We start from the raw sequence: 22,481 nt of genomic DNA, 5'->3' as shown, positions 1-22,481 counted from the left end.
TTGTTCCGGGAACAGGTTAACTAGGGTCCTTTTTTATAGAATACCTGTCTCGGAACATCTTGTGAGTACTTCTTTTTTAAACCATATGAAGAAAAAGTACTTTTGTTTAACTAAAAAACAAGATGACGGCCAATCGCCTTTTTATCCGAGAACAGGTATTTTTTATTTAAAGCTCCCGCTGTACATACACCCATTTCTTGATGGCTCCGCCATATTCCGGGTGGGGTTCAGCTAATTCCAGTACATAATAATAGGTGCCCGTCGGTAAATTATTTCCGTTGTTATCCTGACCAAACCATTGGTCACTATAATTATTTGTCTCATAAACCACACGGCCGTTTCTATTGAAAATCGAAATATGCTTTCCGCCATAGGTTGCTGTTAAAAAACTTAAATCAAAACTATCGTTCGCTCCATCACCATTGGGAGAGATCCCTTCGGGAATCTTACAATCTCCGGTTACTAGGATAAGCTCGACTACGCCCGCGCAGCCATTGCTATCGGTAAGACGGACATACACGCGTTCTTCTTGCCCGCTAGTAACATAAGCAGTTGGATCTTCTAATACATTTGTATTAGCCGTCGCATCAGCTTCACTGGCATAATAGTCCAAACTCAAATCACTATCCACTTCCGCTGCGATATCGGTTAAATCAAAGGGAGAACAGCCCATCAGCTCTAAACTAGCTCCAGTAAGGTTTGCAGCTTCTACCTCGATATCCAATAAAGCTACTGCATAGCAGTCCGGTAAGCTGCTGTTACTGATGCGCACATAAAGGCTTTGTGGATTACTGGTATTGGTATATGCTGTAGGGTCGGTGATTGCGTTAGTGTTGTTATCCGCATCTCCTTGGCTTTCAAAATAAGCTAAATCCGTATTGGGTTGGTTTTCTTGCAAGTCTGTCGCGCGTTGGGTCAGATCGATTGTTGTAATCCCATCCAAAGCCTCGGTATCGCAAGCAATAATCGGGGCGACACTCGGAGCTGCAGGTTGCGGGGTGGTCTCCAAAGCAACAGGCGTGACCGCATAACAGCCCGTATCTGTATTGGTAACGCGGGCATAGACCGTCCCGGTAGCAGATTCATAGCTATCGGCAGGGCTAATCACCGACACATCATTCTCAGCACCGTTTTCATCTTCGTGGTAGCTTACCGTATAAGTATTGCTATTTTGTCCGTCCAAAATATCTGCGTTAAGACTTGTTAAATCGAAAACCGCCGTAGTGGTTCCGCCGCAGCTTAAAAAAGCATCGGGCGTGGTAGCCTCGGCGCCTTGTAAAACAATTATTTCATCTTCCAACTGGATAAGGGTTCCAAATTGATTATATACCTCTGCGGTTACTGTATAAGTTCCGGGTTGGGTATAAACATGCGTGGGTGTTAATTCAGTAGAACTGTTTTCCGAACCACTATCAGGATCTCCAAAATCCCAAGTAACTGCATTAATACCTATATGACTCTCTATTTGAAATTGGGTTTGATCTCCCAGACAATAAAAATTACTCCTCATTTCATATTGAAAATTACCTGGCATAAATTGAGGAAGGTTATTACCTTGAGCCTTTTGAAACCCTAAAGGAGTTGATCCTAAGTTTAAGTCAAAACTATCTAACTGAAAATCACATGCCACTCCTAATCTATTAGGCTCTTCTATTGTACTTAAATAACCTGATCCATGTCTAGCTATGTATATTTTTCCATCTACAGCCAATTGTAAACCTCCAAGAGGACGATAAGGAAGTTGATCTAAATGCCAAAGTAAGGTTTTTGAATTGATAATATCTTGCGTAGCGGGTACGTCTAAGTTGTACTGAAATAGTTTAGCTCCTTCGGCTTCCCATTGCCCATTATTTTCCACGTAAGAATGTGGCATGGTAATGTATAAGCGTTTGCTATCCGGAGAAAACTCAACACCATATACTTGAGTTGCATTACCAGTTTGAGTGGCTGGCAATTGATATGGAGCTAATGCCATTAATTTTTGAGGATTAGAAATCTCTCCGGTAGCGGTATTAAAATCAAACAATGCAAATACACCAGCATCCTCGTTTTCATCATAATAAGTGGCCGCTATTTTTCTACCATTGGGAGATATTCTAAAATGGCCGCCAAATAGAGGAAATTCATCGGATACTACGGGGGTCGTTTGTACACCGTTTGCCGTTACCAAAAATGCAGCAAAATGTCCTTCGACATTTTCAAATCCCTCTGTATAATAATTATCATAATCATAATCCCCTCGATGTGTTAGCACCCATATATCTTGGTTATTGGCATGGTAAGTAGCAGTTACCTTTACAGTATGGTATTCATTTTCTCCTTCTCCATCTGAAGACAATGGCCAGACCCCATCTATAGGAATATTCTTTACACCATCAACTACCCCTCCTAAACCACCATCTAAGGTCATATCTACTAATGAACACAGCAACGGAACATTCACACTAGGTCCATTAGAGTGTATACCTGCAGCTCGAAAAACATAATACCGATCAGTATTTCCTGGATCGGGAATAGCAATAGATTGTTGAAGTGACTGACTTCTCCGTATATTAGACCCGTTTTGCATGACATCTCCATTAGCATTAATCAATGACATTGAATCAGGAGAGCCTACTCCATGAAAAAGTAAATCTCCATTTGAAGTAGATACACTCGTACCTCCATCGATGTCATAACTCCAAAGATAATCTGGTTTAGCTACAGGAACACCTGAAGAAAAATCAACACCTCCGTAATAAAAAAACCAATGAGCTGTTTCTAATTGAGCATAACTTGTTGATGCTATACATAATAACATAAATAGCATTATACAATGTAAATTTTTTTTCATTTTTTTAAATTTTAGATTATTTGGATAACACATAGCACTGTTATTCTTTTACAATTTTATGCGTAGAAAAAGTTCTGGAGTGACCCATTACTTGCATTAAATATATTCCAGAGGAAAAACTGGATAAATCTATATTTCCCAAAGTATCATTGAGCTTCTTTTTTATAAGTAGTTTTCCTTGTATATTATAGATTGATATTTCTTTTATTGTTTGAGGAGCATTTATTGTCAGTATATCTTTAACAGGATTAGGATAGTAACATAAACCATTCATACGGTTTAGATTTGACGTTGCTAAATTTGTCTGAAAGCTTTTAGGACTTGACCATTCACTAACAAGGTTAGTCGTACAAACGGAGCGTACGTAAACTTCGTATTCTACATTATTTGTTAATCCGGTCAATATTTCCCCTAAAACTCCATCAGTGTCCATTTTGGACTCTCCTTGGGTAGAGGGGTCAAAGCCCGTGCTCCCATATTTAATTTCCCACTCTGTTGCTATTCCGTTTTCAACCCAACTCAATTCGACACTATTTTCGGTTTCATTACTACTAACCACTATATCTGTAGGGGGGGAGCATTCAAGTGTATAAAAAGTAACTAGTTCTGTCCAATCTCCTTCATGACCGCCACATATACTTCTTAAATAAATATCATAGCCCTTTCCTGCTATTAAATTATCTATTATTAATCCAGGATTATTATCAACAACTATATACGTGCCACTAATAAATGGGCTATAACCTGTTTCTACATATAATACTTCCCATTCGTTAGCTGTTCCGTTTTCTGTCCAATTTATCTCTACGCTATTATAAGTTTCATTTGTAATTTGAATATTTGTAGGTAAGAAACATTCTAATGTTTCGAATGTTACCGGATCACTCCACTCACTGTTTATATTACCTGCCGGATTTGAACATTCTGATTCCACATAAACATCATATGACGTGTCAGGAATCAATCCTGATACAACAATCGAATTTGAAATCGTATTTCCTTGCAAAATAGGACTATCTGCATAAGGATCGCTTGGATCAACTATAGCTCCGCTTGAAAAAACATACCACTCGTAATTTAATGCAGTATCATTATCCCAACTAATTTCAGCTCCGTCAATTAAAATATTTGACACTTGAATATTTTCTATTGAATAGCAAGGATCTGTATTCTCTATTTCTAACGTATAAGATATAGATTGAGTAGAGACTGGAGCTACATTAACAGATGAAACAACAATATAGTAATCTGACCCTAAACTTACTTCTGTAATAGGAATACTTAAATTATCTGTCCCAAAAACATTTGTTTCCTCTTTTAATGGGCTAGTAGCATCTATTTCACTACAATTCTCATAAACAAATATTCCAGCGCCTGCATTATTTATATTTGAGAGCTTGATGAATATTGCCCCATCTGAAGGAGCTTGATAATGGTATATTACATCATTTCCAGTAAGCCACAATTCTTCATTGCCACTATAATTATTTCCAAAATTTGCCGTATCATCTGACGTGGTAAATGGTAAATTGTTAATTTCTATCGGACTATTACAGTTTTCACCTATTGTTTGAGCATTCATAAAAACACTACAGATTAAAGAAATAATAAGTATGGTAATTTTTTTCATATTTTTTATTTTAAGGTTAACGTACTTCTAATAAGATTAAAGTAAATCATAACAAGTGGATTTATAAAAATATTACACACCCACAAATTTTATCATTATCGCAATGATTTTACTTTATCTTTGTACAACTGATTACAAATATTGATTAAAACTGGTGTCTTATCAAAATTCTAGACACGAATAAATAGGACAGTTAACAGAAAAACTTGGACATATTGCTTTTTTGCTCTAAAAGCAAATAAAATTATAGGCTAACTATCAAGTAAGAATAAAATAAATACAATTAACCACACTTGGGGAGAAAAAAGGTTTAATATGTTAGTAAAACCATAAGAGTAAAAAAAACTTCGTAAAGGCATACATAAGATTGTAGCCCCAGCGTTACTCCTGAATGTTCAATACATAATAATGTAGTTTATCTACATTGATACCCATCTTTTTTGCTATACGCTGTTTTCGTTTTCGGCTGGCATCAATTGTTATATTAAGAATAAGACTAATTTCCTTAACATCTAAATTCATATATATATAACATAAAAAGCGAATATCATTTTCGCTAAGTTTAGCATGTTTTTGATTCAAAGTTTTTAGGAATTCTGGATTTACTTTTTCAAAATGTTCTATAAACTCATCCCATTCTGCATCCGCTTTTAAATGCTCTTTAAGAGAGCGAATATCATCATTTACCTCTTTATTTTTAACGATTTCAGGAATTTGAGTTAATGAATCAATAATGCCTTCAATTAATTTATCACGATCTGACAAATACAGCGCTTTAGCAGATAGTTTTCTATTTTTTTGACCAATTTTATTCTTCAATTGTTCTTGCTGTAAGAGTGACTGATCTTTTAAGGCTTGATGCTCACTTTTTTCTTTCTCGAGTTCTAATTTTATTATTTTTTGTTTGCTTTCAATAATAGTTTTTGCTTGTTTTTGTTTAGCTATTTTATTTTTAAAGCCTTTATAAATAATAAAACCTATGATAATGGCCAATAACACAATAAAAATAATGAGCAGAATAAACATTTTCCGCTCAGCTTTTTGTTTTTGAAGATTTGTTTTCAAGTCATTTTCATATTCCTGAACTTCTAATTTCACTTTATTTACAGCAAACAATTGTTTATTAATGCGTGCAGCCAATGAATCTTTAGCAAGCATAGCGGAATCTTTGTATTGCAGCGATTTTAAATAGCTTCCCTCTTCTTGATACAAATCAGCTAAATATTTATATTTTTCAATTTTAGACTTCCATTCTACTGTATACTGTAAAGCATCTTCTGTATAGGCAATAGCTTTTTTAGTGTCTTTTTGTTTTTCAGAAATTTTTGCCAATAACTCAAGTACACAGACGTGACATACATCTTTTTCTTTATTTTTCTCTAATAATTTTTCGGCAATATGTTTGGCATTCGTAATTTCTCCCCTATAATAAAAATTGTCAGCATAATTAACCTCCCATATACGTTGAAAAAAATCACTCTTATCTAAATTTTTTATTTCGTTTAGATATTTTAAAGCTTTATCAAGCTCGCCTTTTTTATTATATATATCAGCTATATTTAAGCCTGCAAAGACCTTATTGTAATCTGAATCTATTTTCTTAGCTAACTCATAAGCTTCCTCATAGTACATTAAAGCTTTTAGTTTTTCGTTTGTTTGATAATATAAGGCTCCAATGTTAGTTAATACTGTTGCCGTATTTTCATTTAATTCCGCTTCTTTTCTAGAATTTTCCAGTGCCTTTAAATAGTACTCTAAGCCTTCAGCATAGTTTGTGCTTATTTTGTAGACGTTACCAATAAAATTTTGAACGTACCATAATTCTTGATCACAACTTTTATTTTGTATAATGACTTCTGCTTTGGTTAATTTCTTTAAAGCTTCCGAATAATTGTGATCTTCATATGCTTTAATCCCTTGGTTAAGTAACTCTTGACATTCTTTTGAAGAGAATTTTTTTTCATCCTGAGAGTAGAAACAGAAACTGAAGAAGAAGAATATTAGAAATAATAGTAGCTTATATTTCATAGCTTTTGGGTGGTTTACTTTTATATGATGTTAAATACCAATAATTTTAATTAAATATATTCCTTCATCAGTCAATCGCTTAATTCTTACTTAAATAACCCCTTTGGAGCTTTATAAAAAATGGGATTATCAAGAAAAAAGGGAGTATAACTTTCATAAAACTAAGGAATAGCAAAATCATTCCTAAGATAATGGTTTATTCCTATTTATCAAAGGTCACCCATACCTAATTTAAGTACAAAGATGCTATTCTATATATAGGATATTTCTGTATCGTTTAAATCTACATACAAACGCAGTTCACTTGTCATTATCGGTATATAAATTTATTCCGTGCTGAATAAATCGTAGTAATAACAATAAAGGCTTTAAATTATACTGATCTCAGATGGAGGTAACGAAGCTTTAGTATTAATTTTAATACAACGTTTTTTAAGTTTAAGCTCCTTAACTTTTGAGATTGATCCAAAATCTTGAGTAGGTCTATATATGAACCCAATGCTTCTTGTTTTTTAAAACAAAAATCCAATTAATATTTCAATTCACACACAACTTTTGAGATTGATCCCTTTTGAGATTGATCCGTTTTAGAATTGCACACCTAAATGCACACCTAAATGCACACCTCAGAAACGAAAAAAAGTTGTTGTTATTTTCACAAATACATCTAAAAACAAAAAAAGCCTCTCCCTCTTACAGGAAAAGCTCTTCACTGGTTTAACACTACTTAAACCTTAAATACAAAGTAATTCAACTTTATATTCACAACACAACTTCGTAAAAAAAGCCTCAATTTTACAATTGAAGCTTTTCTATTTTGCGGTCTGGACGAGACTCGAACTCGCGACCTCCTGCGTGACAGGCAGGCATTCTAACCAACTGAACTACCAGACCGTTGCATAATTGCGAGTGCAAATATAATAGAGTTTACAGTTCTCACAAACTTTTTTTGTACTTTTTTTTAGCGTATTTTTTCAAATTCATACAAACTTTTGACGTTCAATTAAATAAGTAGTCAAAATTTTATTGAAATTTTCATGAATATCTACCGGCACGTATTTAATTTTATATTGCATACAACGCATATGCAAATGAGAAAAGTATTTCTGAACTTCTTTTTGATAGTTTTCTTTAATATTATCGGCATATAAATTTACGTGTTCACCTGTTTCTACATCTACAAAACGCGTGGGTGTGTTATCAAAATCGAACGTCAATTCTTTTTTACTATCATAGGTGTGAAAAAGAACCATTTCATGCTTATTATATTTCAAATGCCTCAAAGCTTCAATTAAGCGATCTTCCTCTTCTGAAGCCTGAAACATGTCAGTAAATAGAAAAATTAACGAACGCCTTTTTATCTTTTCTGCTATTTGGTGTAGATAGTTATAGGTTTCTGTAGAACGATTTTTAGAGGGTGTTTTCAGCATCTGTTCCAATTGATTTAATAACATTTGATGATGTCGCTCGCTTCCCTTTTCCGGAGCATAATAATCATATTTATCACTATAAAGACTTAACCCCACTGCATCACGTTGTTTTTTAAAAATCTGCATTAATGATGCTGCTGCTAAGGCTGAAAACCCTATTTTATTTAACTGATCAATCGATTGCTTTTTTAAGACTGGATAATGCATTGATGAAGAATTGTCTATAATTAAATGACAACGTAAATTGGTTTCTTCCTCATAGCGTTTAGTGTATAACTTATCGGTTTTTGCAAAAAGTTTCCAATCGATATGTTTGGTACTCTCTCCGTTATTATAGCTTTTATGCTCAGCAAACTCCGCAGAAAATCCGTGAAACGGACTCTTATGCAGCCCCGAAATCAATCCTTCAACAACTTGTTTTGCTAAGTGTTCTATATTTATAAACCCATCGGTTTTATGTACTTCTTCTCGTAACTTCATCATACTTAATTCTAATTAAATAACCTTGTTTTGAGGTAAGCCTACGATGTATTGAAAACAAATTTTCAATTTCCAGTCAAACTTTAGGCATAACTCTTTTTGGTAGTGCCAATAAACCTAAAGGTACTAAAATAAAAAAAGGTTTGACGAAAAACGCCAAACCTTCCTTTATAAATATATTTTATTACTACAACAATTCATCTATTGCTTTAGTATAAGCATCTTTAGGAGAAACACCTACTTGACGACCTACCAATTCACCTTTATTAAAAACTAAAACCGTTGGTATATTTCTTACTCCATATTTTGCAGCAAATTCTTGATTTGCATCTACATCTAACTTTCCTACTACCGCTTTTCCTTCGTAGTCTTTACTTATTTCATCGATAATTGGCCCAACCATTCTACAAGGTCCACACCAAGCTGCCCAAAAATCTACCAATACCGGTTTATCACTATTTAACACTTGCTCTTCAAATGTTGCGTCTGTTATTTCTAATGCCATAATTTTAATTTTTTATTACTACAAAAATAGACAAATATTTTGAGTTGAACGCATTGTATTAAATTACATTACCCTATACAAAAATCAATAAGTCTTATGTGGGCGTTCCCTACATTACATTTCGGGGCGGGCTATTCGTTTTTAGGCTTCGTCCTTTCAGTCCTGCAGGCTAACCACTACTATCCCTAACGCAACATTAACTCACTTTATAATGCAATTGTTGACCTTCTAATTCATCTAATAACTCTTGAGAGATTTTCACCTTTTGTCTTCTACTCGGCATATGCAATTTTATACGATCCTTTAATTCATAAACTACGAAATTCAACATGTGATCTCCCGGATGATACGTAAATAAATCTTGTAGCTTTTGGATGTGTTCTTCCTTTAAATCATCAATATCCAACTGAATAGTTAACTTTTTGGCATAGGTTTCCATGACATCTTGCAGCTGTTTAAAGGAATTAAACTGAATACGCGGATCACTCTTTTTACCGGTTTCTTTATTTGTCCAACCTTCTTTTACAAAAACTTTTAAATGAATAAAATTATTGGGCATTAAAAAGTGTCGGTATTTTAAATATTCTTCCCCAAAAATTTTAAAATCATAAGATTCAAAATAATCTTCTACAGTAAAAATAGCCCAGCCCTTTCCAGCTTTACTCACTCGATGTTGCACATCGCTTATCACTCCGCCTAAAGACATTTCTTTATTCACATGATTTTCAAGCTGACTAAAATCTGCTAAGGTACTATTACAAAAATATTTCATTTCGGCTTTAAAATCATCTAAAGGATGTCCTGAAATATAAATCCCTACAACTTCACGCTCTTTCCGAAGTTTTTCCATAGTCCCCCATTCTTCACAAGGCGGAACTTGTGGTTCAGGGATCTGAACATCGCTAGCCTCCCCAAATAAACTTACTTGCGAAGAGTTTTGACTCTCTTGAAATTTAGATGCAAACTTCATGACTTTTTCTAAAAAACTAATTCCGTCACCTTCATCATGAAAATATTGCGCTCGATGCGTTGGTTTAAAACTATCGAAGCCTCCGGCTAGGGCTAAGTTTTCAAAAGCCTTTTTGTTTGCAGCCCTCAAATCTATACGTTTTGCCATATCAAAAATTGAACGATAATGACCATCTTTTTTTCGATGTTCTACTATCGTATTTACGGCACCGCCGCCTACGCCTTTTATGGCTCCCATACCAAAACGAACAGCATTATTTTTGTTTACCGAAAATTTATAATAGGATTCATTTACATCAGGGCCAAGCACAGGAAGTTTCATACGCTTACATTCTTCCATAAAAAAAGTGACATTTTTGATGTTATTCATGTTATTTGATAACACCGCTGCCATATATTCTGCAGGGTAATGCGCTTTTAAATAAGCTGTCTGATAAGCAATCCATGCGTAACAAGTAGAATGCGACTTGTTGAAAGCGTAACTCGCAAAGGCTTCCCAATCTTTCCAAATTTTCTCTAAAGTTTCTCGATTATGGCCTCGTTGTTCACCACCATTTAAAAATTTTGGTTTTAAAGTTTCAAGCAAAGCAAATATCTTTTTCCCCATTGCTTTACGTAACATATCTGCTTCACCTTTAGAAAAGCCTGCTAATTTTTGCGAAAGCAACATCACTTGCTCCTGATAAACCGTAATTCCGTAAGTTTCTTGAAGATACTCCTCCATATCATCTAAATCATATGAAATTTCTTCTCGACCATGTTTACGAGCAATAAAACTAGGAATATATTCCATTGGTCCTGGTCTGTAGAGTGCATTCATTGCTATTAAGTCTTCAAAAACCGTGGGTTTTAAGGCTTGCATATGTTTCTGCATTCCGGGAGATTCGTATTGAAAAATACCAACTGTTTCTCCTCGTTGGAAAAGCTCGTAGGTTTTTTCATCATCAAGCGGAAAATTCTCCGGATCAAGATCTATATCATGACGTCCTTTAACAATTTTTACGGTATCTTTTATTAAGGTTAAGGTTTTTAAACCTAAAAAATCCATTTTTAATAAACCGGCATTTTCAACCACCGAATTATCAAATTGCGTAACATATAAATCAGAATCTTTTGCTACGGAAACAGGAACGTGTTCTGTAATATCGCTTGGTGTAATAATTACACCACAAGCATGAATTCCCGTGTTTCTAACCGAACCTTCTAATACCCTCGCCTGATTTACCGTTTCTGCTTCTAAATCGTCTCCTTCAGAAAGATTGAGTAATTCGTTAACTTTCTCTACTTCCTCACTTCTAAATTTCGCTTTAATTCCTTTTTCATCTAAGGCAAAGATTTTATGCAATTTAGACATGTCCGGAATCAGTTTTGCAATTCTATCTGCATCACTTAAAGGCAAGTCTAATACTCGAGCAGTATCACGAATAGAAGATTTAGCAGCCATGGTTCCGTAGGTAATAATTTGCGCAACTTGATTAGCTCCATATTTTTCAATTACATAATCCATCACTCGACTTCTCCCTTCATCATCAAAATCAATATCGATATCGGGCATACTTACACGATCTGGATTTAAGAAACGCTCAAAAAGCAAATCATATTTAATCGGGTCTATATTGGTAATCTTCAAACAATAAGCTACAGCACTTCCTGCGGCCGAGCCACGACCTGGCCCTACTGATACGTTCATTTTTCTAGCCTCGCGAATAAAGTCTTCCACGATTAAGAAATAACCCGGATAGCCGGTATTTTCTATAACAGAAAGTTCAAAGTTTAAGCGCTCAGCAATTGCTTCTGTTATTTCTCCATAACGTTCTTCTGCACCCTTAAAAGTCAAATATTTTAAATAAGCATTTTCACCGCGCTTCCCCCCATCATTTTCATCTTCTGGATCTTTAAATTTATCAGGAATACCAAAAGCCGGAAGCAAGACATCTCGTGCTAACTCAAATGCTTCAATTTTCTGAACAATTTCTTGAATATTGGTAATCGCCTCAGGAAGATCCTTAAATAGACCTTTCATTTCATCGGCAGATTTAAAATAGTATTCTTGATTGGGTAAGCCATAACGATAGCCTCTACCTCTGCCTATTGGGGTAGATTGCTTTTCACCGTCCTTGATACAAAGCAAAATATCATGTGCATTAGCATTTTCTTTGGCAATGTAATAGGTGTTATTGGTTGCAATTAGTTTAACATCATTTTTTTTTGCCAATCGGACTAAAGCTTCATTAACACGATCTTCATCTTCTTGCCCGTGACGCATCAATTCAATATAAAAGTCATCTTTAAAAGTTTCTTTCCACCACAATAGTGCTTCTTCAGCTTGATTTTCACCAATATTCAAAATCTTGCTTGGCACTTCTCCGTATAGGTTTCCACTTAAAACAATAATATCTTCTTTATACTTTTTGATGACTTCCTTATCGATCCGTGGCACATAATAAAAACCCTTTGTATAAGCAATAGAAGACATTTTGGCTAAATTATGATAGCCTTTTTTATTTTTAGCTAACAATACAATTTGATAGCCGTTATCTTTTCTACTTTTATCTGTATGGTTTTCGCACACAAAAAATTCGCAACCTACAATTGGAGTAATTGGTTTTTCTGGAAAGGTTTCTCCATTTTCTTCGGCCTCTTTTTTTCGCTCAGCAACTCCCTTATTGTGTTTACTAACTTCTGTTACAAAATGAAAGGCGCCCATCATATTCGCATGATCTGTTAAAGCAACTGCAGGCATATTTTCTTTGGCAGCAACTTTCACTAAATCGGGCACACTAATGGTTGATTGTAAAATGGAAAATTGACTATGATTATGTAAATGTGCAAAATCTTGCTCTTCTAAAACTTCAATATTTTCTTGAATCTCTTCATCAGAAATATCTTGTTCAGGCGCTTTTTTTGCCATTTGCTTCCGAATAGCATCGGAAGCTTTTTTTAAATTAATGTGTTTTAAGCCTATTAATTGAACGGGGTGCGGATTCTCTTCAGAGAAATTTTCAAAGTAATCAGGCGAAACATCTAATTCTTCAGCAGTAAAAACTTGCTTGCGAATCAACTCTAAAAAACAACGCGTGGTAGCCTCAACATCTGCAGTTGCATTATGCGCTTCGGCAAATGGTTCTCCAAATAATTTTTCGTGTAATTCGGTTAGTGTTGGTAATTTAAACTTCCCTCCACGACCTCCGGGAATTTGACAAAGTTGTGCGGTAACCTCTGTACATGTATCTAAAACCGGTAAATTAGTCAGTTCATTTTCTACTTCCCCCCTAAAAAACTCGGCACCCATAATGTTAACATCGAAGCCAACATTTTGCCCTACAATAAATTTTGTTTTTGCTAAAGCAGCATTAAATCGCTCTAAAGCTTCTTCTAATGAAATTCCGTCTTGCTGAGCCAATTCTGTAGATATCCCGTGAATGCGTTCTGCATCGTAAGGAATATTAAAACCTTCCGGCTTAATTAGAAAATCCTCATGCTCTACAAGTCGTCCCATTTCATCGTGCAATTGCCAAGCAATTTGTATTGCACGAGGCCAATTTTCTGTATCAGTAATTGGAGCGTCCCAACGCTTTGGAAGTCCGGTAGTTTCGGTGTCAAAAATTAGATACATAGGCTAGTTTTTTATTGAAGAATAGAACATCTAAAATTAGAAAAAGATAATAGTTTAGGAAAGCAAAGTTATCAACAAAAAAAACCACTTGATCAATTGCTCAAGTGGTTTTATAAACATTTTGAATTTGGGGCAAAATCAAGGTGTTTAGAAATTAATAAACGTTCATTTTTTTTTCTTATTGTTTTAAACACAAAAAAACTTCAACAAAAATGCTGAAGTTTTTTAAGTTAATCTTTTGGAAGATATTTTAATAACTCAAATCAAATGTTCCGCTGGTTAAACTTAAGTCGCCACCATCATCATTTTGTACTAAGCCTGAAAATGTTCCTATAATTGTACCTGCAGCATTTGTAGATACATTGTTATTAAAGTCATTTGGATCTGGCAAAGTTGAAGGATAATAAACAGAAATTAAACTGATTTCAAAATTTTGCATCATATCATCTCCTGTAATGTTTTCAGCAACTTCAAAATAAATATTGTAATCATTTTGTGCAGAAGTTTCTCCGGTTACTTTTACAAGCCCATCTTCTGTTACAATGCTTACTTCATCAAAATCTATCTCAAGTGTTCCTGCCGTCACTGAAATAACACCTTCTACACTATTTTCATTTGCACAAGGCAGCGCATCTAAAGCAGTTTGTAAATCTCCAGATTCATCGCCGCAGGCTTCTATTTGTTGATCTAATGCTGCTTTATAAGCCAAACATAAAGTTTCGTATTCTTCTTGATTGTCAGGATCTCCATTTGCAAAAGCTTGAGAAGCTTGTGCAGTTGCAGTTTGCGCTTCTTGACAAGTAATTGCTACTTCTCCTCCACTTCCTGGGTTTGTCAATGGCACTTCAAAAAAGAATCCTTTATTAAAGTTTAAGGTATCACCGGTTTCATCTTTTCTGGCATCAAAATAAAATTCTCCTGATAATTTACCGGCTTCTACTTTTGTAATTTCTATCTGACCGAAACCAGTAGATCCTGTGGTATAAAAATCACCCTCTACATTTTCAAAAGTGGCTTCGTTTATATTTCCGTTACCTAAAGCGTAGGTTCCTAAATCTATAGAAGCGGTGGTTAAACTAATAGTTTCTTCAGAAGAAGTTCCTACCATGGTTACCGATCCATCTTGATTAATAGTGGCCGAAGAATTTCTTGCTCTAAAAAATTCTCCATTTGCTTCACCTTGAATACTTGGGGTATTGCTTTCTATCTCATCACTACAACTTACTACTCCTAAGACGGCAATAAGGGTTAAAAGAAAAAGTTTTTTCATAAGTTTTTAGGGTCTCATTAACTAATTTTTCCTTTACAAATGTAAGAGAAAAAATAATAATCTTTTTATTATAGTTAAAAAAATATAACTTATCTTTGCAGACTTATTAATAATCGGGGTCGAGAACCCCAAAATTTAATTCATTATGCCTGTAAAAATTAGATTACAAAGACACGGAAAGAAAGGTAAACCTTTTTATTGGATTGTTGCTGCAGATGCACGCGCAAAAAGAGATGGTAAATTCTTAGAAAAACTAGGAATCTACAATCCAACAACTAATCCTGCAACTATTCAATTAGATGTAGATAGTTCTGTAAAGTGGTTACAAAATGGAGCGCAGCCAACAGATACGGCTCGTAACATTCTTTCTTACAAAGGTGCTTTGTTAAAAAATCACTTGGCTGGAGGTGTTCGTAAAGGAGCGTTAACAGAAGAGGAAGCTGAAAAGAAATTTAACGCTTGGTTAGAAGAAAAAGAATCTTCTATCGATTCTAAACGTGAAAACCTTACCAAAGCTGAAGAAGAAGCGAGAGCTAAAGCTTTAGCTGCTGAAAAAGAAGTGAACGAAAAACGTGAAGCAGAATACAAAGCGGCACAACAAGAAGCTGAAGCAGCTGCAGTAACCGAAGAAGGTGAGCCAGAAGCTGATGCTGAAAAAGAAGTAGACAACGAAACTGCTGAGGAAGCTAAAGCAGAAGAAAAAGAGTCTAAATCTAACTAAAAAAAAACTAACGAATGCGCAAAGAAGAATGTTTCTATCTTGGTAAAATCGTTAGTAAATTTAGCTTTAAAGGTGAGTTGCTTATCAAATTAGATACCGACGATCCTGAACATTATTTAAAAATGGAATCAGTTTTTGTTGAATATAACAAAAATTTGATTCCATTTTTTATTGAAAAAAGCTCACTACAACGCAGTCAATTATTACGCGTTCAATTTGAAGATGTAGAAAACGAAGATGATGCCGACGATCTTTTAAAATGTGAGGTATATCTGCCGTTATCTGAACTTCCACCACTAAGAGATGATCAATTTTACTTTCACGAGATCATTGACTTTTTGGTTATTGATAAAAATTTTGGCAAGGTGGGTAAAATTACCGGCGTTAACGATTCTTCTCCACAGACCTTATTTGAAATTGATCATCAAGGAAAACAAGTATTAATTCCGGTGAATGATGATTTTATTCAATCTATAGACAAAAAGAATAAGCAACTTTTTGTTGATGTTCCTGAAGGCCTTATTGAAATGTATCTTTAATTATTATCTAAGATTTATTGACTAATAGATCAAAATCTTTTATTTCAAAAAATACTGGAAAAATTTCATCAATTCTTTTTATTATAATTTTATGGCAGCACCTTTTCAATTTAAAGAATTTACGGTTCAGCAAGATCGTTGTGCGATGAAAATAGGTACTGATGGCGTTTTATTAGGAGCTTGGGCATCTATAAACCATCATCCATTTAGTGTTTTAGATATTGGCGCAGGCACCGGCGTTATTGCCTTAATGTTAGCCCAACGTTCTTCAGCAGAGCTTATTGATGCTGTAGAGATAGAACCCAATGCTTACGAGCAATGCGTAGAAAATTTTGAACAAAGTCCGTGGAACGATCGCTTGTTTTGCTATCACGCAAGTTTAGCTGAATTTGCAGAAGAAATAGACGACACCTACGATTGCATTATTAGCAATCCACCATTTTATGAAGATACATTTACGTCGCCCGAAGAAGATAGAAATACCGCTCGTTTTACAGAATCACTTCCTTTTAAAGAGCTTTTACAAGCAGTCAGCAAATTATTATCACCTCAAGGAAATTTTTCGGCAATCATTCCTTATAAAAATGAAGAAGAATTTTGTCAACTTGCCACTGCAGAAAATTTGTACCTTAATAAAGTTACGCATGTTCAAGGCAATAAAAAAGCACCAGTCAAAAGAAGTTTATTAGCTTTCTCCAAACAAAAATCTAGTCTTGAACAAACCAACTTAGTTATTGAAAAAGATCGTCACATTTATACAGAAGACTATAAAAAACTTGTTCAAGATTTTTATGTAAAGATGTAATGCTTATAAAAGATGAAACATAAAAAAAATAATTCTTTACTATTGGTAGCAGGAGTTTTAATCTGCCAATACTTTATTTTAAATTTATTATTTCCTGATATTTCTGAAGAATATATTAACCAACGTAATAATTCTCAAATAATAGATTCAGATTTAAGTTTGTGGATAGATGGTTTATTATTCCCGATCATAATTTTACCTATTATTGAAGAGTTGGGCAACAGAGGTTTTTTGGCAAAAAATAAAATCACTAAAATAGTAGGCTTTACAATTTTTTGCCTCTTAACTTTTTTGCTTTCAGCACCCAATTTAATTCTAAAATCTATATTTATTATTACGGGAATATTTATCTACTTTGTTCCTTATAAGTTTTTAAAAACCAAACACTCACTTTTATTTAGAGTCTCTATAAGCAGTATTGTTTTCTCATTTGGTCATACAGCAACATTTAATACAGCTATTCTCCCTTTTTTGATTACATCTGGTTATTACCTTGGCTTTGGCTTCTTTTTCTGTTGGTATGTAATAAATTATTCATTAAAAAAAGCGATTTTACTTCATATCGCTTTTAATGCGCTGGTGATTTTAGCAGTACAAGATTTCCCATATAAAGAAGGACAGCTACAACAAAAAAAATATCTTCAAGATAAAGTAAACGTGTCCTGGAAAACAAGAAGTTTTTTTAATAATGATGATTCTACACTAATGTTCTTAGAAAATGGTTACGAAATGAAAAATATTTTCCCCTATAAAACAACAATGAATATAATAAATAATCAAGACTCTTTAGAAAATTACGTCCCTGTAAAAGAAAATACAAGATATGACATAAAAATAACCTCAGACACCGTTATTACAGATTCTCTATATTTATCCATTATGAAAGATATTAATGTTTTAGAGAGAATTAAATAGCCCAAAAACGCAAAAAATTATTTTTAATACGGGTAATATAACTGTTAGATTCTACGGTGTTTAATTTTATGACCAATCCACTCCATTTTTGTTGAAATTCTTGCAGCGGTAACTTATACTTTTTTCCTTCGGCAGTTGTAAATTTTATGACCCGATTTTTTTTCATTCCAAAGACCAATCGGTAATCATCTTCTAGCAACACGTCTGCTATAAAATCACCTTGAAAAAATTCTAGCTGTTGATCTGTAAATTTTTCGATGTCATTTTTAAATTCAAAAAAAGATAGCGAATCTATCATGGCACTAAAACCGGGATATTCCGGATGTTCCATGTATGTTTTTCGCAAGCTGTTCATCAATTTTCTATTAGTTATTCTTTCTCCTTGGGGCATTTTCATAATTTTATTTTGATAAAAATTAAACAAAATCAATGTTAAATTATCACATATTAAACCACTATAATAATTATTTCGCAAATATTTGATTAAAGTCCTTTTTTATCTACGAAATGTTTTTCTGAAAATTTTCAAAATGAATTGCCAACTCTAATACCTTTCCTTAACTTTACTTAACCATTTTTTTGAAAACTTACTTTATGAAAACCGACTTATTTCAAGCTCCAGATTATTATAACATAGACGATTTACTTTCAGACGAACACAAAATGGTTCGTAATGCAGCTCGCGATTGGGTAAAACGTGAAATTTCTCCCATTATTGAAGAAGCTGCACAAAAGGCAGAGTTTCCTAAATCAATTATTAGCGGACTTGCAGAGATTGGTGCTTTTGGACCCTATATTCCACAAGAATATGGCGGCGCCGGACTCGATCAAATTTCTTACGGATTAATTATGCAAGAAATAGAACGTGGAGATAGCGGAGTTCGCTCTACTGCTTCGGTTCAATCTTCTTTGGTAATGTATCCTATTTGGAAATATGGAACCGAAGAACAGCGTAAAAAATTCTTACCAAAATTAGCTACCGGAGAATGGATGGGAAGTTTTGGGTTAACTGAACCTGATCACGGTTCAAATCCAAGTGGGATGACCACCAATTTTAAAGATAAAGGCGATCATTATTTACTGAATGGCGCCAAAATGTGGATTTCTAATTCTCCTTTTTGTGATGTTGCCGTAGTTTGGGCAAAAAATGAAGAAGGCAGAATTCACGGCTTATTAGTAGAGCGCGGCATGGAAGGCTTCACAACACCAGAAACTCACAATAAATGGTCGTTACGAGCATCAGCCACAGGCGAATTAATTTTTCAAGATGTAAAAGTTCCTAAAGATAATTTACTACCTAATAAAAGCGGACTCGGCGCGCCACTTGGTTGTTTAGATTCTGCACGCTATGGTATTTCTTGGGGTGCAATTGGCGCTGCGATGGATTGTTATGATACAGCGCTACGTTATGCAAAAGAACGCATTCAGTTTGATAAACCGATTGCAGGCTATCAACTTCAGCAAAAAAAACTAGCTGAAATGATTACTGAAATTACCAAAGCCCAATTACTAGCTTTCCGTTTGGGTCAACTAAAAAATGAAGGAAAAGCAACTACCGCTCAAATATCGATGGCAAAACGAAATAATGTTGATATGGCTATAAATATTGCCCGTGAAGCAAGACAAATTTTAGGAGGAATGGGAATTACTGGTGAATATAGTATTATGCGCCATATGATGAATTTAGAAAGTGTAATTACTTACGAGGGAACGCACGATATTCATTTACTGATTACCGGAGCAGATATTACGGGAATCCCTGCGTTTAAATAAATTAAAAATCAAGATCAAAGCAAGGGCAGCGTTTACAGCGTTTGCCCTTTTTATATTTTTCGCAACAGCTTTTTTTTAGCTTCACTTTTTTCATAGGAAAAACACCTTCTACCCGTAAATAATCTACCGATTTTTTTGAATAAAATATGAGTATATTGCAAAGCATATATAAAGTTAAGAATTGAATTATATATCTCCGGTTTTTTTTGACTTATGAAAGCGTTAAATTTTAAATATTACTTTAGTTTACCAGTCTTAGATGCTATTTTTGCAAAAAAAAATAAATGCGCTTAGCTACATTAGAAAAAGCTACTGAAGAACAACGTAAGCTTCTTTTAAATCACCCATTATATAAGAAAATAAAAACGCCACAAGATTTACAAATCTTTATGGAGCATCACGTTTTTGCGGTTTGGGATTTTATGTCGTTGTTAAAAGCGCTTCAAATCACATTAACCAACACAAAATTGCCTTGGTATCCTGTCGGCAATCCTGAAGTACGTTACTTAATTAATGAAATTGTATTGGCAGAAGAAACTGATGTAAATTATTTTGGTAAGCGTCAAAGTCATTTTGAAATGTACTTAGACGCTATGAAAAAAAGCGGAGCAAAATTAAATCAGATTGAAGATTTTATTCAACAAATAGAGCACGGTACCGACATTTATTTAGTGATTGCTTCAAGTGATTTTCCAATAAGCGTTAAAAAGTTTTTAAGCTTTACTTTTGATATTGTTTATAGCAATAAACCGCATCAAGTTGCAGCAGCGTTTACCTACGGAAGAGAAAATTTAATTCCTAAAATGTTTTCTTCCATCATAGAAAATGTTCAGCAAAATTTTCCGGAAGAAGATTTAAGTTTATTCAAATATTATTTTGATCGTCATATAGAGTTAGATGAAGATGAACACGGCCCGATGGCTTTAAAAATGGTTGAAGAGCTTTGTGGAAATGATGAAGACAAATGGCAAGAAGCCGAAGAAATTTCTTCGCAAGCTTTAAACGAGCGAATCATGTTATGGAATGGCATTGAAGAAGCAATTAACAAAAAACAAAACATTGCCTAAATTCACTTCAATAGCATTTACTTTTTTACATATGGTTGCAATGTTTCGGCCTGCAGAACCTGTTTTAGAATATATTATTAATTACGATTATATAGCTAATGTTCTTTGTATTAATAAAAACAAACCGTGCTTAAAATGTAACGGAAAGTGTTATTTAATGCAACAACTAAAAAAACAACAGGATTCAGAAACACCTTCAAGTCGTATTCAATTAGAAAACTATCCTATTGGTTTTATCGAAGTATTGGAACTTTCGCATCCTTCAAAACCAATCATAATCAAAAAATCTAAAAATAATCAGTATAAAAATTTATATGATTACTTAGCGGATTTATCTTTTTTTCACCCCCCAAGTGTTTAACTATTTTACTGCTTTTTTTAATTAAATTTTATACAATTGAAAATTGCTATGAAAAAAAATACCGATTCTAATCGATAAAAAATAGTATAACACAAACATAATTTAAATGAAAAATATAATAATAGCATGTGCAATCATGCTTTCTTTCATAACTTTTGCACAAGAAAATAAAACAACTAATAATCATTCAGAAAATGATTGGACAGCTAATAGACCAGATGGTCACGCTCCTATTGGTGTAATGGGTGACCACGTGCACCATCAAGGAGAATGGATGTTTTCGTACCGCTTTATGAATATGAGCATGAAACGTCTTAAACTAGACTCTGATAATGTTTCTAAAGATGAAGTTTTTAATCAATATATGGTCGCTCCACTAGAAATGACTATGCAAATGCATATGCTGGGAGCGATGTATGCTCCAACAGACAAACTCACGTTCATGGTGATGGGAAATTACATTAGTAACGATATGGATCTTCAAATGCGTATGATGCAAATGAATACTAACTTCAGTACGAACAGTAGTGGATTTGGAGATATTTCAGTAAGTGCATTGTATCAGTTTTTCAATAAAAATCATAAAAGCCTTCACGCAGAATTAGGTGTTGTGTTACCAACTGGTTCAATTGAAGAAAAAGATGAAACACCAATGTCTAACGGAGAAGAAATTTTATTACCGTACCCTATGCAAATAGGTAGCGGTTCTGTAAGTACGCGATTAGGGTTAACATACTTATGGCAAAACGAATTACTTTCTGGCGGTGTACAAGCAAGAAGTCTTATCCGTTTAAATGAAAACGATGATAACTACACCTTAGGAAATAAATATGAGTTGACTTCTTGGGTTGCTATTAGGACAACAGAATCTTTAAGTTTTTCTTTACGAGGTAAAGCTGAATATACCGACGCAATTAAAGGAGCTAATGAAAACTTAATGCCCATGATGGTTACGACCGCAGATACAAATAATTCTGGCGGATTCATTTTTTACGCTAATCCCGGAGCTAATTATTATATTTCAAAAGGAACTTTTAAAAATCTTAGGTTAGCAACAGAATTGATTCTACCTGTTTATCAAAAATTAGACGGATACCAACTCCATAATAACTATACGTTTACTTTAGGAGCGCAATATTCTTTTTAGGAAATAACAGAAAAAAGCCTCATCAAAAGTTGATGAGGCTTTTTATGGATTAATTTTTTTTAAGACTCAGGAGCTAATTTGACTATCAAGCCTTCTAACTCTTCAGTAATCGGAATTTGGCAACCTAAGCGGCTATTATCTTCAACATAAAAAGCTTCGGCTAACATCGCCTCTTCATCCATCTCCATTTCAGGCAAAGCGTGCCCAGAGACAACATAACATTGGCAAGAAGCACACATCGCCATTCCGCCGCAAACACCTATTGTACCTTCAGGAGCAAGCTCAAAAGAACGTACAATTTCCATTAGGTTCATCGCCATATCTGTTGGGGCGTCAACTTTATGTTCTACTCCTTCCCGATCTATTATTGTAATGCTTACTTCGTTTTCCAT

General features: G+C 34.2%; 17 protein-coding genes and 1 tRNA gene. 8 read left to right on the top strand and 10 right to left on the bottom strand.

The annotated features are described in order from the left end of the window. Nucleotides 1-166 precede the first annotated feature (166 nt). The 8 genes from D9R05_RS09575 to D9R05_RS09540 all read right to left on the bottom strand — a co-directional run bounded on the left by D9R05_RS09575 (nucleotide 167) and on the right by D9R05_RS09540 (nucleotide 14,761). Nucleotides 167-2,833, bottom strand: coding sequence for a T9SS type B sorting domain-containing protein (locus D9R05_RS09575; protein ID WP_162984937.1), 2,667 nt, complete (start codon nucleotides 2,831-2,833; stop codon nucleotides 167-169). A 40-nt stretch (nucleotides 2,834-2,873) separates the two neighbouring features. Further along, nucleotides 2,874-4,463, bottom strand: a complete 1,590-nt coding sequence (locus tag D9R05_RS09570; protein ID WP_121667007.1) for a fibronectin type III domain-containing protein — start codon at nucleotides 4,461-4,463, stop codon at nucleotides 2,874-2,876. 381 nt (nucleotides 4,464-4,844) lie between these two features. Beyond that, a complete protein-coding gene (locus tag D9R05_RS09565; RefSeq protein ID WP_121667006.1) occupies nucleotides 4,845-6,491 on the bottom strand; it encodes a tetratricopeptide repeat protein in 1,647 nt (548 codons plus the stop codon). An 820-nt stretch (nucleotides 6,492-7,311) separates the two neighbouring features. Continuing rightward, nucleotides 7,312-7,385, bottom strand: a tRNA-Asp gene (locus tag D9R05_RS09560). A gap of 86 nt (nucleotides 7,386-7,471) precedes the next feature. Continuing rightward, a complete protein-coding gene (locus tag D9R05_RS09555; protein ID WP_121667005.1) occupies nucleotides 7,472-8,401 on the bottom strand; it encodes a DUF58 domain-containing protein in 930 nt (309 codons plus the stop codon). A 187-nt stretch (nucleotides 8,402-8,588) separates the two neighbouring features. Further along, entirely contained in the window at nucleotides 8,589-8,906 is a 318-nt protein-coding gene (trxA, locus tag D9R05_RS09550) for a thioredoxin (protein ID WP_121667004.1), read from the bottom strand. A gap of 196 nt (nucleotides 8,907-9,102) precedes the next feature. Then, nucleotides 9,103-13,491, bottom strand: coding sequence for a DNA polymerase III subunit alpha (gene dnaE / locus D9R05_RS09545; RefSeq protein WP_121667003.1), 4,389 nt, complete (start codon nucleotides 13,489-13,491; stop codon nucleotides 9,103-9,105). Nucleotides 13,492-13,741: 250 nt separating this feature from the next. Then, the gene (locus tag D9R05_RS09540; protein ID WP_121667002.1) at nucleotides 13,742-14,761 is read right to left on the bottom strand and encodes a DUF6252 family protein; all 1,020 of its coding nucleotides are present in this window, start codon (nucleotides 14,759-14,761) and stop codon (nucleotides 13,742-13,744) included. 145 nt (nucleotides 14,762-14,906) lie between these two features. Between D9R05_RS09540 and D9R05_RS09535 the strand changes: the two genes are divergently transcribed. The 4 genes from D9R05_RS09535 to D9R05_RS09520 all read left to right on the top strand — a co-directional run bounded on the left by D9R05_RS09535 (nucleotide 14,907) and on the right by D9R05_RS09520 (nucleotide 17,741). Further along, the gene (locus D9R05_RS09535; protein WP_121667001.1) at nucleotides 14,907-15,482 is read left to right on the top strand and encodes a 30S ribosomal protein S16; all 576 of its coding nucleotides are present in this window, start codon (nucleotides 14,907-14,909) and stop codon (nucleotides 15,480-15,482) included. Between the two features lie 14 nt (nucleotides 15,483-15,496). Further along, nucleotides 15,497-16,021, top strand: coding sequence for a ribosome maturation factor RimM (rimM, locus tag D9R05_RS09530; RefSeq protein ID WP_121667000.1), 525 nt, complete (start codon nucleotides 15,497-15,499; stop codon nucleotides 16,019-16,021). Between the two features lie 91 nt (nucleotides 16,022-16,112). Next, a complete protein-coding gene (locus D9R05_RS09525) occupies nucleotides 16,113-16,826 on the top strand; it encodes a tRNA1(Val) (adenine(37)-N6)-methyltransferase (protein ID WP_121666999.1) in 714 nt (237 codons plus the stop codon). 12 nt (nucleotides 16,827-16,838) lie between these two features. Next, a complete protein-coding gene (locus D9R05_RS09520; RefSeq protein ID WP_121666998.1) occupies nucleotides 16,839-17,741 on the top strand; it encodes a CPBP family intramembrane glutamic endopeptidase in 903 nt (300 codons plus the stop codon). Here the strand turns inward: D9R05_RS09520 and D9R05_RS09515 are convergent. Then, nucleotides 17,734-18,132 carry a cysteine peptidase family C39 domain-containing protein gene (locus D9R05_RS09515; RefSeq protein WP_162984936.1) on the bottom strand — a complete coding sequence of 133 codons (399 nt, stop codon included), beginning with the start codon at nucleotides 18,130-18,132 and terminating at the stop codon, nucleotides 17,734-17,736. The two genes, D9R05_RS09520 and D9R05_RS09515, sit on opposite strands and share 8 nt — an antisense overlap. A gap of 203 nt (nucleotides 18,133-18,335) precedes the next feature. Between D9R05_RS09515 and D9R05_RS09510 the strand changes: the two genes are divergently transcribed. The 4 genes from D9R05_RS09510 to D9R05_RS09495 all read left to right on the top strand — a co-directional run bounded on the left by D9R05_RS09510 (nucleotide 18,336) and on the right by D9R05_RS09495 (nucleotide 22,089). Next, entirely contained in the window at nucleotides 18,336-19,514 is a 1,179-nt protein-coding gene (locus D9R05_RS09510) for an acyl-CoA dehydrogenase family protein (protein WP_121666996.1), read from the top strand. A gap of 284 nt (nucleotides 19,515-19,798) precedes the next feature. Further along, on the top strand, nucleotides 19,799-20,581 hold the full coding sequence (locus D9R05_RS09505; protein WP_121666995.1) for a DUF3050 domain-containing protein: 783 nt from the start codon (nucleotides 19,799-19,801) through the stop codon (nucleotides 20,579-20,581). After that, complete coding sequence (locus tag D9R05_RS15560; protein WP_205589283.1) at nucleotides 20,544-20,942, top strand: hypothetical protein; 399 nt, start codon at nucleotides 20,544-20,546, stop codon at nucleotides 20,940-20,942. Before D9R05_RS09505 ends, D9R05_RS15560 begins: the two co-directional genes overlap by 38 nt. 106 nt (nucleotides 20,943-21,048) lie before the next feature. After that, nucleotides 21,049-22,089, top strand: a complete 1,041-nt coding sequence (locus D9R05_RS09495) for a transporter (protein ID WP_121666993.1) — start codon at nucleotides 21,049-21,051, stop codon at nucleotides 22,087-22,089. Between the two features lie 59 nt (nucleotides 22,090-22,148). Here the strand turns inward: D9R05_RS09495 and D9R05_RS09490 are convergent, their stop codons facing one another. Next, nucleotides 22,149-22,481, bottom strand: a complete 333-nt coding sequence (locus tag D9R05_RS09490; protein ID WP_121666992.1) for a 2Fe-2S iron-sulfur cluster-binding protein — start codon at nucleotides 22,479-22,481, stop codon at nucleotides 22,149-22,151.

Source organism: Mesonia aquimarina (assembly GCF_003667275.1).
Classification (GTDB): domain Bacteria; phylum Bacteroidota; class Bacteroidia; order Flavobacteriales; family Flavobacteriaceae; genus Mesonia; species Mesonia aquimarina.
Note: the sequence above shows the minus strand (reverse complement) of the source record. Positions and strands in the feature narration are given on the sequence as shown.

Coding starts and splice junctions, on each gene's coding strand:
- D9R05_RS09575 (WP_162984937.1), bottom strand. CDS start 2,833: ATGAAAAAAAATTTACATTGTATAATGCTATTTATGTTATTATGTATA.
- D9R05_RS09570 (WP_121667007.1), bottom strand. CDS start 4,463: ATGAAAAAAATTACCATACTTATTATTTCTTTAATCTGTAGTGTTTTT.
- D9R05_RS09565 (WP_121667006.1), bottom strand. CDS start 6,491: ATGAAATATAAGCTACTATTATTTCTAATATTCTTCTTCTTCAGTTTC.
- D9R05_RS09555 (WP_121667005.1), bottom strand. CDS start 8,401: ATGAAGTTACGAGAAGAAGTACATAAAACCGATGGGTTTATAAATATA.
- trxA (WP_121667004.1), bottom strand. CDS start 8,906: ATGGCATTAGAAATAACAGACGCAACATTTGAAGAGCAAGTGTTAAAT.
- dnaE (WP_121667003.1), bottom strand. CDS start 13,491: ATGTATCTAATTTTTGACACCGAAACTACCGGACTTCCAAAGCGTTGG.
- D9R05_RS09540 (WP_121667002.1), bottom strand. CDS start 14,761: ATGAAAAAACTTTTTCTTTTAACCCTTATTGCCGTCTTAGGAGTAGTA.
- D9R05_RS09535 (WP_121667001.1), top strand. CDS start 14,907: ATGCCTGTAAAAATTAGATTACAAAGACACGGAAAGAAAGGTAAACCT.
- rimM (WP_121667000.1), top strand. CDS start 15,497: ATGCGCAAAGAAGAATGTTTCTATCTTGGTAAAATCGTTAGTAAATTT.
- D9R05_RS09525 (WP_121666999.1), top strand. CDS start 16,113: ATGGCAGCACCTTTTCAATTTAAAGAATTTACGGTTCAGCAAGATCGT.
- D9R05_RS09520 (WP_121666998.1), top strand. CDS start 16,839: ATGAAACATAAAAAAAATAATTCTTTACTATTGGTAGCAGGAGTTTTA.
- D9R05_RS09515 (WP_162984936.1), bottom strand. CDS start 18,132: ATGCCCCAAGGAGAAAGAATAACTAATAGAAAATTGATGAACAGCTTG.
- D9R05_RS09510 (WP_121666996.1), top strand. CDS start 18,336: ATGAAAACCGACTTATTTCAAGCTCCAGATTATTATAACATAGACGAT.
- D9R05_RS09505 (WP_121666995.1), top strand. CDS start 19,799: ATGCGCTTAGCTACATTAGAAAAAGCTACTGAAGAACAACGTAAGCTT.
- D9R05_RS09495 (WP_121666993.1), top strand. CDS start 21,049: ATGAAAAATATAATAATAGCATGTGCAATCATGCTTTCTTTCATAACT.
- D9R05_RS09490 (WP_121666992.1), bottom strand. CDS start 22,481: ATGGAAAACGAAGTAAGCATTACAATAATAGATCGGGAAGGAGTAGAA.